Consider the following 13401-nt stretch of genomic DNA (forward strand, 5'->3'; position numbering starts at 1 on the left):
GATGCGGCCGATGGATACCGGGGTCTGGCTCATGCCACAGCAATGGCGCACGCACGCGATGAAACACTGGACCGGGGCAATCGCGGCCATGGTCTGCGCCTCTCTGTTGGCGGCGGGCGCTGCGGATGCGCAGCAATCGCGTGAAACGCTGTCGTCCTCGCTGCCCTCGACCAACCTGACGGGCGCTGACATGCGCGCAACCAGCGCGTCGCTGATCGTCGCGCCCGGCTTTGCCAACGCCAGCGTCGCGCACAATCCGAATGCGACCGATGCGACCGCGGTCGGCGAGAAAACCTGCATCGCCTGCCATCAGCTGGAAAGCGATCACTTCACGCACACGTTCCATGCCCTTGGCCTGCACGCAGCGAACAAGGCCGACGCGTCGATCCCGGTCTGCGAGACCTGCCACGGCGCCGGTTCTGCGCATGCGCAGAGTCCGACGACCAAGGGTCTGATCATCGGCTACACGAAGAATTCCGGCACGCCGATTCCGGTGCAGGTGAAAACCTGTCTCAGTTGTCACGAAGGCGGGCCGCGCGATCACTGGAGCGGCTCCGTACACCAGCGCAATGGACTTTCGTGCAGCGATTGCCACAACCCGATGGCGAAGTTCTCGGCGGAAGGCTTGATGGCGAAGCAGTCGATCAACGACACCTGCGCGCAATGCCACAAGGACGTCCGCCTCGAGTTCAACCGGCGCTCGCACATGCCGCTGCCCGAAGGGCAGATGAGCTGCGACGACTGCCACAACCCGCACGGTTCGATCACCAGTCCACTGCTGAAGACCGCCACGGTCAACGAAACCTGCTACCAGTGCCACGCCGAAAAGCGCGGGCCGTTCCTGTTCGAGCACGCGCCGGTGCGCGAAAGCTGCCTCAACTGCCACACGCCGCACGGATCGAATCAGGCAACGCTGCTGGTCGCGCCAATCCCGTTCCTGTGCCAGCAGTGCCATTCGAACCTGCGCCATCCGAACGACCTGCAGACACCGCAGGCCTTGGGAAACGGCGCGCATCCGGACGAGCGACTGATGGGTCGCGGCTGCATCACGTGCCACGCCAACATCCACGGCTCGAATGCGCCGTCGGGTCCGAAATTCCACGAGTAGGCCGGCCGGGAGAACGACGATGCGCCACCATCCGTCCGTGCGTTCTTTGTCGAGCGCGTCGTTCGTGCTCGGCATCGCAGCCGCGTTTGCGGCGCGCGCCGATAGTGGCGTCGGGGTGGATACCTGGCGCGCCAACAAACTCGATCCTGCTGCCGGCGCGACGGCGCTCGGCTGCGACGAACGCGGAACTTCGTGGCTGGTCGAAGGCCAGCACCGTTCGCCGACCGGAAACCTCTATGCGTGCCCACCGCCGTCGCCGCAACCGGACGAACACGGCGACTGGCAAGGCTATGGCGTGTTGCAGATCGGCGCGCTCGGGACCAGCGGCGACGACGGCAACGCGCTCTTCAACCGCTACGTCGACTGGGACAGCGGCCTGATCCTCGGCCTGCTCGATTACACATGGGAGCGACCCGCCGACGGCACGTATGCCAACGTCCGCGCCAGCCACATCAGTGACGACGACGAGTACTACCAGGCGACCTTCGGCCGCGCCGGCAGCTACAAGATCCAGGCGTTCCTGCGCGACATGCCCAATGTCCTCTCGAACAACGCGAAACCGATCTGGAACGGCGTCGGCACCAATCGCCTGACGTTGCCGAGCTCACTGGTCGCTGGCGCCAGCACCGCGGCGGATGTCGCCGCGGTGTCTGCTGCAACGCCCGAGCGCCGGCTGTCTGTGCGGCGTGAAAAGCAGGGCGTCGGCGTCAGCATGTACCTGACGCCGCAGTGGACCTGGTATGCGAACGTGACCGATGAGGAGCGCAAGGGCGCGCGGCCATACGGCGGACCGTTCTTCTTCAACTATCCGTTCGCGGACGATGGCGGCGTGCTGGAAACGACGAAGCCGATCGACGACGCGACGATCAACCTCAACGGCGGCCTCCGGTATGCGGGCACGACGTGGCGCATGGACCTCGGCTACAGCGGCTCGTTCTACCGCGACCGCTACACGCGCTACACCTACGAGACGCCGTTCGCGCTCTATCCGGTGGTGCCCGATGCGGTGTCGGCGCCGCTGACCACGGGGCAGATGGCGACCGAACCCGACAACGACTACCACAACCTCAAGGCCGCCTTCACGCGAAAGCTGCCGCTCAACGGCGAGCTGTCGTTGACCGCATCGGCTGGCCGCATGAGCCAGAACGATGCGCTGATCGCGCCGATCGATTGCCAGGGCGTGTTCGGCATCGGGCTCAATGGGAGCCTTGAGCTCGGCCCGCAGAATCCGTTCCTCTACGACTGCTCGAAGTGGAACACGACCGCGTCGCTGTCGCGCCCGACCTCCGACATGCGTATCGATACCACGCTGGTCGATGCGCGCATCGTGCTGCAACCGACGTCCGACTGGACCTTGCGCGGCGGGGTGCGCCTCAACCGCGAGGACTATCGCAACACCTATCTCGCGTACAACCCGCTCACCGGCCAGTACGGTTACGTCAGCGAAAACGGCGCGCAGGGCAGCGTCGTGCCGGGAGAATCGGGCATCTTCGATCCGCTCGCCGGCGCGTCGGCAATCACCCGCGTATCGAGCCTGCCGCTCGACATGCAGACCGAGGAAGCATCCGTCGGCGCGGACTGGAAAATCGGCGCACACGATACGCTCGGCGCCACCTACACGTTCAACCGATACGCGCCGACGAACCGCGAGCGCGGCAACGCTGACGACAACAGCGTCAAGGTCACCTGGGTCAATCGCTCGCTCGACTGGCTCACCTTCCGCGCCAACGCGACGGTCCTGAAGCAGACAGGCGATCGCTACAACGACGATCCCTACGGGTTCACCTATTCGATCGGGCTGCCCGGCTTCGTGCCGCCTTCCGGCGGTGTACCGGCGCACACGGTCGACGCCCTGCGCAAATACGATCTCGCCAGCCGCGATGAGCGCAAGATCAACCTGATGGCGACCGTGCAACCGCGCGACGACATGACGATCAGCGCATCGGTTCGCGGCGACTGGAACGATTACGACGCGGAACTCGGGCGTCAGGCGTACAACACGCTCGGGATGACGCTGCAGTGGGAGTGGCAGCCGTCCACGAGGACGAACGCAAGCCTCTATTACGGCTACGACCGCTCGGGCCTGCGACTCGCCAACGTCAACGAACTCAATGCAAGCGGCTCGGACCCGTCACTCGGCGGCTCGACGTATCCGGAGCTCGGTCGCTGGTGGGCTGACGATCGCCAACGCAACCACAATGCCGGCGCAACACTGGCGCACGACATCGGGCGCGTGCGCGTCGATGCCAACTGGAACATGCTGTATTCGCGAGGAACGACCGCCTACACGTACGCATCGTCGCTCGCGCCGGCGTACCCCGATCCCGGCGTCACCGGCGCGGGCGGTGGCGCATTTCCTTCGATGATCTATCGCGTCAACACGTTGAACCTCGGCATCACGGTGCCGTTGATGGAACGCATCTCGCTGCGCCTCTTCGACATCTACGAACGCGGCCACATCAGCGACTGGCACTACCTCGGATTCGACGCCACCCGCGTGTTCGACCACCGCGTCTACACCGACGGCGGCCCGGAAAGCTACGACGCGAACCTGATCGGTTTGCTGGTCACTATTCGCCTGTGACGGGATCGAACATGATCGCCCACCGCCATCCCCGCTCCGCCCTGCTGGCAATGCTCCTCGTGATCGCGTGGCTGCCTGTCGGCGCGTCCGACCTGCTCGACCTGCGTGGCATCGAGGCGATCCACGGCGATGTGGACGCGGGAAAAACGAAAGCGGCCGTGTGCATGGGTTGCCACGGACCCGTCGGCGTTTCGCCGGTTCCGACGTTTCCGAACCTCGCCGGCCAGCATGCGGAATACCTCTACTGGCAACTGATGGAGTTGAAGCGCGAGGCGCGCCCCGAATCGCCGATGACGGCGCAGGTCGCACATCTCGACGACGCCGCGATGCGCGATCTCGCCGTGTATTTTTCGTCATTGCCGGCGGCGATACCGACGCAGGGCACGACGTCGTCGGTGCGCGGCAGCCAGCTCTATGGCGAAGGCGATGCCAGTGCCGGCATTCCTCCCTGCCAGGGCTGTCACGGCCGCAACGCGGAAGGTCATCCGCTTGCGCAAGGCGACGCGCACTGGCGCGCGTATCCGGTGCTGCGCGGGCAGCATGCGGCGTATCTCGCGCAGCGGCTGAAGGATTTTCAGAACGGCAAGCACACGCTGTCGAGCAACGATCGCATCATGACGCCGATCGCGCAGACGCTCGACGACGCATCGATCACAGCCCTCGCCGCGTGGCTGGAGTCGCCCACGCGCTGAAAGCCGCACTACCCGAAGCCGGTCGGCGCCGATCGCCGCGTCGCCAACGCATCGCCCCGTCACCCGATCGATATCGGGGACACGATCGGGACCGCTCCCTTGAACAGGAACGGCCCGTACCTGAATGTTCAATCCGGAGAATGCCATGAATGCCAGAATCGCCCTGTCCGCCGTTGCACTGTCGCTCTGCATGGGCCACGCGATGGCGGCCAACCACGACGTCCACCTCACGTCGGGCACCGCCTTTACACCCAACAGTGTCGACAACGTGCTGGTGGGAGACACGATCACGTTCATCAACGACGCAGGCGGCTTTCACAACGTGCAGTCCGACGACGCCGCGATGACCTTCAAGTGCGCGGTCAACTGCACCACCGACAACAACGGCAGCAACGCCAGCTGGACCGCTGTCGTAACCGTTCCCGCCAGCGCCGCGCACAAGGACATCCCGTTCTATTGCCAGGTCCATGGCGCGGCGATCATGTCCGGCGTGATCCACATCACCAATCCGGTCGACGTGCAGTCGTTCGAAGTCGACTGAGGCATCGGTTCCGCACGCGTCGCAGGCTGATCGCCGGACGCGTGCGGACAGGCGCAGGCATTGCGCCGGTCAGGCGTGCCGGCGTCGGGGCAAGCGCATCACGATCGAAACGATCAGCCATGCCAGCGCGGCATTCACCACCAGGTGGCCCTGTTTCGCGGTGTCGGCCAAGCCGTCTCCGAGCACCGTGATGGCGAGCGTCGCAAGCATCAGCGCGACGACGAGGCTTGCGAAATCGAGCGCGCGCCCGCCGTCGCGGAGACCCGGGCGAACGAGCAACACCAGCCATCCGAGCAGGGGCGATGCGAGGATCGCGCACTGGATCCACGGGAATGCGTGCAAGGTCGGCCCGATGCCCGGCACCGACCCAGGAATGGTCTCCACCGACCGCCCTTCGACTTCACCGAGGTTCTTTGCGATCCACGGATCGAGACCGAGTACGCCATGGCCGGCGAGCCGCAGGGTCATGCCGGGATGGCGCAGCATTGCCGACAGTTCCTTGCCGCGCGAGAACGAGTCGAGTCCCTTGCACACGCGTTCGGGCAAGTCCGGCAGTTCCCATGCATGCAGTCCGCTGTAGACCGCGCACGCCGGATCGATACCGAGTTCTTCGAGCAGCGCGGCACGATCGTCAACAAACGGCAGCAGCGCTGTGAACACGACGTCGGCACTGTTGTATTCGTGGATCGATTCCATCATCCCGCTGTCGCGTCCGAGCTGGATACCCTGCACGCACAGGCCGGCCAGCGCGCCGAGCGCCATCGCAAGTCCGCGCCAGCCGAATCGCCGGTGCGCGATGCGTTCCAGCACGATCACCACGATGACGAGGCACAGCGGCAACACCAGGTGCTGGATCTTCGACAGCGCCAGTGCAAACGCGAGCGCCGCGATCAGCGCGAGCCGAAGGCGAGTCACCCGTTCGCCGCGCCACAGGAGGCAGGTGCCCAGCAGTGCATAGGCGCCGAGCAGCGCGGTCCATTCCGCGTAGAACGTATTGAGGTACAGCGTGTTTCCGGGATCGGCGAACAGCAGCGGAACCAGGGCCGCGTTCGCGACCGCCGCCCGCGGATCGCCGCGGCGAAGCCACGCGAACGACAGGCCGATCGAGACGCCGAGCAGCGCGAGCCAGCGCAGCGCGCCGGCCACGCGCACGTCGTGCCGATCGTCGCCGCCAGCGAGTTCGCCGAGCTTCCAGATCAGCGCGGTGGTGCCGCCGAACGCGAGCTCGGTCGACCAGTAGCACATCGGATTGGCGTTCTCGATGAAACGATAGATCGAGTACGGCGCGTTGGGACTGTTTTCCTCCGGCGGAATCGACGACGGACGATCCGGATAGAAGTGGAAGCAGTTGGTGTAGCGCACCTGGTCGTAGCTGTTCGCATAGGCATACAGCGGGTCGTGTGCCCACAGGGCGAAGGCGCGCAGCGTGCCGACCAGCCACAGCACGATGAGGAGCGCAAGGACGCCGCGTGACGCCGCAGTTTTCGGCGTCAGGTTCAGCATTGCCGCCGCGCTGCGGCCGGACTGTCGATGGGCGCAGCGGAAACGTCGGTGATCGGCATCGTGGGCGCGGCACAAGGAGAATTGGCAAGTGTAGGCGGCGTCTGTGGCGCGCTCAATCGCGACGAAATGACGATTGCGTCACACTGGGTCTGCGACCGGCGCACGGGTACGTCCGCAAAGGAGGTCCGGGAACGCGGGTTGGTGGCAGGTGTACGATTCCATCCAGTCAAGGGGCATCCGCTCCAAGGGGTACGGTCATGAGAACGCGCTTGGGCCATTACGACATCGTTGCCGAACTCGGCCGCGGCGGCATGGGTGTGGTCTACAAGGGATACGAGGGCTCACTCAATCGCTACGTCGCGATCAAGGTGCTGGCCGACTCGCTCGCCCACGACGAAGGCATCAAGGAGCGCTTCCTGCGTGAAGCACGCAGCATGGCCGCGCTCAATGATCCGCATATCATCCAGATCTACTTCATCGGCGAGGACGAGGGCCAGACCTACTTCGTGATGGAGTTCGTCGAGGGCGAATCGCTCGGCTCGATGCTCAAGCGCGACCACAAGCTCACTGTCGAGCAGTCGGCCAAGGTGATCCACCAGACCGCACTCGGCCTCTCGACCGCGCACGATCGCGGCGTCGTCCATCGCGACATCAAGCCCGGCAACCTGATGATCTCCAGCCGCGGCACGGTGAAGATCGCCGACTTCGGTATCGCGCTGTCGAACCAGGACCTGTCGAAGAAACTCACGACCACCGGCGAGTTCGTCGGTACGCCCGGCTATCTTTCGCCCGAAGTCTGCCTCGGCAAGCCGGTCGACCAGCGCTCGGACATCTTCTCGCTCGGCATCGTGCTGTTCGAGATGCTGACCGGCAAGATGCCGTTCAACGACGAATCGCCACTCGGGCTGATGCTCGAAGTGGTCAAGGCGGACATTCCGGACGTGCGCCAGCTCAACGCGGATGTCGACGGCAAGATCGCCGAAGTCCTCAAGAAGATGATCGCCAAGGAACCCGCCGATCGCTACCAGAACTGCCACGAACTCGTGAGCGACCTCGTGCAGCATCCGCTGGTGTTCAAGGGAGGACCGATCACCGCGCAGACCAAGCTCTCCCCGGCCGCAGCGACGATGATCGGCATGAAGACACCGGTGTCCGGCCAGTCGTCTCTGCCGCAGACGCCGTCGCCGATCCGCCGCGAAGCTGCAGTGGCGAACACGCGGATCACCGCGTCCGATCAGCCGCTGCCGCCACCGGTTTCAGCGCATCGGTCGGTCCTCGCTCGCAACGACACGGGTTCGCCTGGGCGAAGCTCCGCGTTGCCATGGGCCATCGCCGCGGTACTGCTGTTGGGTATCGGCGGCACCGCATATGCGTATCGCGCGAACGTTCCGGCGCTGGCGTCGCTGTTCGGCACGTCGTCCGCGGTCACCACCTCGACCACGACCGACACACCCGCCAACGCCACATCGTCGAACACACCGTCTGCGGCCGACAGCATCGCGGCGTCGATCGCTGCGAGCACGCCGGCTGCACCTGCGGTTCCGCCATCAGTCGCGCCGACCGCCGACAGGCCGGCGCTACCGGTGACGGTCGCCGATGCGTCGACTCCGCCGTCGGATCCATCTGTCAATGCGATGTCGAATGATGGCGCGGACGCTCCCGCCGCGCGTGCGTCGCAGGCGGGCATGCAGGCGCTGCATGACCTGCCCGCCGCGCAGGCCGCCGAGCACGAAGTCGAATCGGCGCCCGATGTGCGCATTGCGAAAGTGACGCCGGTCGCTCCGGCGATTCCGCCGAAGCCGCGCGTGCCGACGATTGCGGTCATGGCTTCGGGCGATGACGTGATCTCCGCACCGGCGGAAGACGCGCTGGTCAACCTGCTCAGGAGCCGTGGGTTCCGCGTGATCGAAGGCAGCCGCTCGCACGGCGACACGCCGAACCTCCGGGCGATGGCCGGCAAGGCCGACGCGGTGGTCTTCGTGCAGGCGCGACCGGTCGGCACCCAGCAAATGAATTACTACGGGCAGAGCTCCACGCTCTACACCGTGCAGCTGGGTGTGCGCGCGTATCGGGTATCCGACGGCAGCGTGATGTGGCGCAGCGGCGCGGAGCAGGTGAACTTCACCAGCCTCAACGCGGCCGAGAAGGCGCGCGAGGCGATCGAGCCGATGCTCGACAACGTCGACAGCCAGCTCGCCGAATTCCGTTCGCGCGGCAACCGGGGTTGATCATGAATGCCATCCGCGCTGACCTCACCCGCAATGTCACCTCCGCCGAGCCCGGCCACGTCACGCGATTGCTCCACGCGGCGGGCGCCGGTGACCCGATGGCCTGGAACCGGCTCGTCGATCTGGTCTATCCGGAAATGACGCCGCACGGTTTCGACGACCGCGCCAACGACAGCACGACCAAACCCGCATCGCTGTTGCACGAATGCAGTCGGCGACTGTCACGCGCGGTTGCAACACCGCACGGCACCGATCATCTGCTGCCGCTGGCGGTGCGCATTCTGCGACAGGTGCTGGTCGACCACGCACGTGAACGCTTGTCCGCTGCACACATCGAAGATTCGGCACCGATCGACCCGGTGGACGAACGCAAGTTTGAACATCTGGCCGGGATCGACGATGCGCTGCGTTCGCTCACCGCGCACCAGCCGCGTCAGGCGCAGGTGTTCGAGTGCCGCTACTTCGGTGGCCTTGGCGATGATGAGACCGCGCTGGCGCTGAATCTTCCGGTACGCACCGTGCGTCGCGACTGGAACGCGGCGCGCGCGTGGCTCGGACAGACCATGAACGCGGCACGACGCGCGCACTGAACCTCGGGCGGCGGCCTTCCGGTCGCCGCAGTTGCGCCCCGGATGGCTAATCGAAGCCGTCAGCAAAGATCAGGTCGTTCGGGTCGTCGACGTTGGTCAGCGAAAACCCCACCGCTGCCGCGACCCCGTTCGCGAGCGCGGCCACTGTGTAACTTCCTGCTTGCGAGTTGGCCGTCGCGTCGACGCTGGCGCTGCCTGATGCGTCCGTCATCACCGTGGTCGAAGAGAGGAGCGCGCCTGGGCCGCTCGACGGTGCGCTGAAAACAACCTGCACATTGGCGATTCCGTTGCCGTAGAGATCGGTCACGCGCACGCTGAGTGGAACGGCGAATGCGCTGCCGGCAGATGCCGACTGGGGAGTTCCCTTCAATGCCACGAGCGTGGTGGCGGGGAACGCGACATCGACGGTCACACGCAGGCTCGCCGCTTTCTTGAACCGCGGCTCCGCGAGATCCTTTGCCGCAATGCCGTCGCCGTAGAAGACGCTGTCGCCATTGTCGAAAAGGAACTGCAGCACGCTTGCGGCGCCCATCTGCGGCGGCACGTCCGCGATCGATTCGAAACTGCCGGCGGCGATGTCGATCGACGTCAGATCGACGCCGAGATCGAATGGGGCGTCGATCGGCCGACCGGTCCATGCGAAAAGGCGGAAATCCGCTGGGGCGATGCCGGTCGCGTCCCCCGGCGGTCCCGCAGTGATCAGGTATTGTCCGGCCGCATTGCGATCGAGGCTGCGGATGCCGCGTCCCCCGAGATCGAAGAAGATCGGCGCGCCGAAATGTGCCGCGCCCTGCGCGAGTGATCCGGGCGCTGCGCCCGTGACGAGCGCATCGAAGTCGAGCACAGGCACGATCAACGCCTGCGTGCGGGCGCTGATCGGCAACTGCGGGGCACGGAATGCGACGTAGGCAGTGCTGCCGTCCGGTGCAATCGACAGGCCTTCGATGTTGAATCCGGCCGGCGTTTTCGAGTCGACGCCGTCTGCGCTGCTTGCGGCGAAGCCGAGTGCGTCCGGACCGAGTCCGTGGCCATTGGCGTGGTCCCACGCGACCATGTCCTCCAGCAGCCAGTCGTAACGCCCGGCGTAGTCGAGTACGGCATCCGCTCCGCTCCCGCTGATGTTGGTCGCGAATACGCGATGCCGGTTCGGGCGCACGTGGAAGTTCTTCGAGTTGCTGTACGAGGTGCTCCAGAACGCGCGGTCGCCGAGACGTGTCGACGCCTCGAGATCGAGTTCGGGGTTGTCCGGATCGGTCAGCGCAAGTTCGGCGCTGAAATCGAACCCGTTCAACGGCAGGCCCGAGTGATTGCGGTCGTACAGGCGCAGCACGTTGGTTTCGTCGTCGGCAACAAGCATCGTGTCGGCGTCGAGCGCCACGGTCGCGGATGCGTCGCTCGCACCGGTGTGAAAACGCGTGTCAGCCGGGTGTGCGGGCGCTGCGGACGCTGCGTAGTGGATCGTATAGCTGCCGCTCACGCCCTGCGCGCCCGCTGCGGCGATCGTGATCGTCGAATAGCCGACGCCGTGCGGCACGATCGTCAACTGGCGCGTGGCGCCGCTGCCAGCGAGCGCGAGTCCTTCGGGCGCGACGACATCGGGATTGCTGCTGGTCGCCGTGACGTCGAGGACGGGGACTTCGCCGCCGGCAGACAGCGCAAACGCGAAGCCGATGCCGCTCGTTGCCGCAGGATCGGTCGGATCCCCGATCACGCCGCTCACCGCCCCGGCAGTCGCGATGAGATCGAGATACGGCGAGGTGGTGGCACTGTCGATGGTGACCGTCACGCTGTCCTCCCCGCCGGCACACGGATCGTACGCGATCGTCGCGCGCGTGCTTTTTCCGGGACTGCCGATGTCGTTGCCAACCGACGCGAATGAGCCTTCGCCGTCGCCGACGGCAGAGAGCGTCCAGTCGGTGATGATGTTGTTGCCGAGTCCGGCCGCGTTCACCCACGCACTGACCGCGTTCGCGCGCGGTCCGCCGAGGGTCTGGTCGTCGTAGGCGAGACGGTCGACGGGTTGCTGATCTGCATCGTACAGATTGATCGCGTCGGCGCGACCGAGGTTGTTGGTGTTGCCGCCGACGATCCGGCTGCCGGAGCACAGATGCCAGTCGGCGCGGAATGCGTCCGCGGTTTCTTCAGCGAGCACGACCGATTCGCCAGCCGCAACGATGCCGAGCGCGCTGAGGTCCTGGCTGCCGGCGACGGCGGAGTTGTCATCGAAGCTCCAGCCGGTCATGTCGACCGGTGCATTGCCGACGTTGGTGAACTCGACGAACTCGCCGTTTGCGCCGCCGTACATGTATTCGGTGATGCGCATGACGCCCGCGGCTGCAGGGCACGCGACGAAGGGCACGGTCGCCCGCGTGCTGCGGCCGGGACTTGCGATATCGGCGCCGGTCGATGCCACCGATCCTTCCGCATCGGCAACGACCGACAGCGTCCAGTCGGTGATGATGTTGTTGCCGAGTCCGGCCGCGTCGACCCACGCGCTGACCGCGTTGGCACGCGGTCCGCCGAGGGTCTGGTCGTCGTAGGTGAGTCGGTCGACACGCTGCTGGCTGGCGTCGTACAGGTTGATTTCGTCGGCGCGACCGAGGTTGTTGGTATTGCCGCCGATCACCTTCACCGCTTCGCACAGCGACCACGCGGTGCGGAAATCCGCGGCAGTCCCTTCGCTGAGGATCACCGATTCGCCCGGCGCGACGACGCCGAACGCACCCAGCGCCTGGCTGCCCGCCGTCTCGCTGCTGTCGTCGAAACTCCACCCGGTCATGTCGATTGGCGCAGTGCCGACATTGGTGAACTCGACGAACTCGCCGTTGGCGCCGCCGTAAATGTATTCGGTGATGCGCATCTGCGCGTTCACCGATGACACTGCGAAGACACATAACGCAGCAAGCGAGGCGCAAACGCGCCGGCGGGAAAACGTCATCGGGAAACTCCGGTTGATCGGGGTGCGGTGCGCGTCGGCAGCGACCAGGGTAGCGGAGTGTTGACAGTGCAGATGACCGTCACGTTACACGTGAGGTAAAGAGGGAATTGGGTCTTTCGTGCGGCGCGGAAGAGGGCGTTCCTATGGCGATGCCGGATGGCGCGTTGCGTAGATGGTCAGCAAAGAATTCCCGAGCGACGTCGTTGTCGGATCACGCGTCAATGCCCACTCGGGGTGGTCGCTGTCGAACCGTTGCCGCCACCAATCGTCGGAGACCAGTCCCTGCAGCACCTTCCAGCCGAGCGCTGACCCGTCGAGATCCATCTCGATCGACAGTTCGGCGAGCAGAATCTGGCATTCCTCGACACGACAATCGACCGATACAAGTACGAGCCGGTCCGCGACTTCGGCAGGAAATGCGGCCATCCATTCACGCACGTGCTCGCCAACTGCCTGTTCGAGTTCCGCTGCACCATCGTCCTTCTCGCGGTCGCGGAATTGGCGCAGCACGCGTGCTTGCGGATTCTCGTCCGCATTTGGATCGTCGCTGAACTTCTCCTCGAGGTTGAGCATCTTGCCGGCGAAGAGATCGACCGCCTTTTCCCGGTTGCGCTCTTCCCGCGCGAGATCGGGAGCGGGTGTCGGCGAGGGTCCGATCAACTTTGGCGTGACGGGACGGACGACCATCGGCGAAGTGACCTTCGACTCGCCAGCATCAGGCGGTGGCGTCCGAGTCGCCACCGCAGTTGTGATCGCAGGCGGTTCTATCTGCACGGCCATCGGCGCACTCGGCGCCAATGCAGTTTGTGTGACACCGGTTTCCGGATGGATTCGTCGCCGCTGCCCGTGCAGGATGAGCGACGACATCGCAACCAGCATCAAGGTCCCTGCAGCGAGAAGAATGAACCCGCGTTTCACTTTTGGACGCTTCCGTTCAAGAGGTCGATGATCGTTCGCATGGCGCCGACGCATCGCCATCATTCCCCTACAACGACGAAAGATTCGCATACGCGAGCACCAAGCGCTTGCGTCCGGCGTCGGCGAAATTGATTTCAACCAGCGTATGCGCACCGGCGCCTTCGTACGCCAGCACAACGCCCTCGCCGAAACTCGCGTGCTGCACGCGCTGGCCAAGCTTGAACGGCGCAGCCGTTGCTGGCGATGGATCGTGGAAGCGGCCGGCGAACGCCGGCCGACTCACCTGCACGCGCGGTCGC

The 13401-nt window shown here is 65.4% G+C and carries 9 protein-coding genes and 1 pseudogene; 6 read left to right on the forward strand and 4 right to left on the reverse strand.

Annotated features, from left to right (window positions below):
• Positions 1-31: 31 nt before the first annotated feature.
• The 4 genes from ABIV12_RS12820 to ABIV12_RS12835 all read left to right on the forward strand — a co-directional run bounded on the left by ABIV12_RS12820 (position 32) and on the right by ABIV12_RS12835 (position 4925).
• Positions 32-1108, forward strand: coding sequence for a DmsE family decaheme c-type cytochrome (locus ABIV12_RS12820; RefSeq protein ID WP_348059876.1), 1077 nt, complete (start codon positions 32-34; stop codon positions 1106-1108).
• A gap of 19 nt (positions 1109-1127) precedes the next feature.
• Entirely contained in the window at positions 1128-3692 is a 2565-nt protein-coding gene (locus ABIV12_RS12825; RefSeq protein WP_348059878.1) for an MtrB/PioB family outer membrane beta-barrel protein, read from the forward strand.
• Positions 3693-3703: 11 nt separating this feature from the next.
• A complete protein-coding gene (locus ABIV12_RS12830) occupies positions 3704-4384 on the forward strand; it encodes a c-type cytochrome (RefSeq protein ID WP_348059880.1) in 681 nt (226 codons plus the stop codon).
• Between the two features lie 145 nt (positions 4385-4529).
• On the forward strand, positions 4530-4925 hold the full coding sequence (locus tag ABIV12_RS12835) for a plastocyanin/azurin family copper-binding protein (protein WP_348059882.1): 396 nt from the start codon (positions 4530-4532) through the stop codon (positions 4923-4925).
• Between the two features lie 69 nt (positions 4926-4994).
• Here ABIV12_RS12835 and ABIV12_RS12840 read toward each other — a convergent pair whose 3' ends face one another.
• Positions 4995-6428 carry a hypothetical protein gene (locus tag ABIV12_RS12840; protein WP_348059884.1) on the reverse strand — a complete coding sequence of 478 codons (1434 nt, stop codon included), beginning with the start codon at positions 6426-6428 and terminating at the stop codon, positions 4995-4997.
• A gap of 257 nt (positions 6429-6685) precedes the next feature.
• On the opposite strand from ABIV12_RS12840, the gene ABIV12_RS12845 reads away from it, so the two are divergent.
• On the forward strand, positions 6686-8656 hold the full coding sequence (locus ABIV12_RS12845) for a protein kinase (protein WP_348059886.1): 1971 nt from the start codon (positions 6686-6688) through the stop codon (positions 8654-8656).
• A 2-nt stretch (positions 8657-8658) separates the two neighbouring features.
• Positions 8659-9246 (forward strand): ECF-type sigma factor, encoded by a 588-nt coding sequence (locus tag ABIV12_RS12850; protein WP_348059888.1) that lies wholly within the window; start codon positions 8659-8661, stop codon positions 9244-9246.
• Positions 9247-9292: 46 nt separating this feature from the next.
• Here ABIV12_RS12850 and ABIV12_RS12855 read toward each other — a convergent pair whose 3' ends face one another.
• From ABIV12_RS12855 to ABIV12_RS12865, 3 genes and pseudogenes are all read right to left on the reverse strand, one after another.
• On the reverse strand, positions 9293-12184 hold the full coding sequence (locus ABIV12_RS12855) for a lamin tail domain-containing protein (RefSeq protein ID WP_348059890.1): 2892 nt from the start codon (positions 12182-12184) through the stop codon (positions 9293-9295).
• Positions 12185-12325: 141 nt separating this feature from the next.
• The gene (locus tag ABIV12_RS12860; RefSeq protein WP_348059892.1) at positions 12326-12871 is read right to left on the reverse strand and encodes a hypothetical protein; all 546 of its coding nucleotides are present in this window, start codon (positions 12869-12871) and stop codon (positions 12326-12328) included.
• 298 nt (positions 12872-13169) lie between these two features.
• Positions 13170-13401 (reverse strand): annotated as a pseudogene (locus ABIV12_RS12865) (DNA helicase II); the annotation flags it as partial.

The organism is Dokdonella sp. (assembly GCF_039926425.1).
Lineage (GTDB): Bacteria > Pseudomonadota > Gammaproteobacteria > Xanthomonadales > Rhodanobacteraceae > Dokdonella_A.

What these genes read in the sequence shown, in the direction of transcription:
- ABIV12_RS12820 (WP_348059876.1), top strand. Translation starts at nt 32, where the DNA reads ATGCCACAGCAATGGCGCACGCACGCGATGAAACACTGGACCGGGGCA.
- ABIV12_RS12825 (WP_348059878.1), top strand. Translation starts at nt 1,128, where the DNA reads ATGCGCCACCATCCGTCCGTGCGTTCTTTGTCGAGCGCGTCGTTCGTG.
- ABIV12_RS12830 (WP_348059880.1), top strand. Translation starts at nt 3,704, where the DNA reads ATGATCGCCCACCGCCATCCCCGCTCCGCCCTGCTGGCAATGCTCCTC.
- ABIV12_RS12835 (WP_348059882.1), top strand. Translation starts at nt 4,530, where the DNA reads ATGAATGCCAGAATCGCCCTGTCCGCCGTTGCACTGTCGCTCTGCATG.
- ABIV12_RS12840 (WP_348059884.1), bottom strand. Translation starts at nt 6,428, where the DNA reads ATGCTGAACCTGACGCCGAAAACTGCGGCGTCACGCGGCGTCCTTGCG.
- ABIV12_RS12845 (WP_348059886.1), top strand. Translation starts at nt 6,686, where the DNA reads ATGAGAACGCGCTTGGGCCATTACGACATCGTTGCCGAACTCGGCCGC.
- ABIV12_RS12850 (WP_348059888.1), top strand. Translation starts at nt 8,659, where the DNA reads ATGAATGCCATCCGCGCTGACCTCACCCGCAATGTCACCTCCGCCGAG.
- ABIV12_RS12855 (WP_348059890.1), bottom strand. Translation starts at nt 12,184, where the DNA reads ATGACGTTTTCCCGCCGGCGCGTTTGCGCCTCGCTTGCTGCGTTATGT.
- ABIV12_RS12860 (WP_348059892.1), bottom strand. Translation starts at nt 12,871, where the DNA reads ATGGTCGTCCGTCCCGTCACGCCAAAGTTGATCGGACCCTCGCCGACA.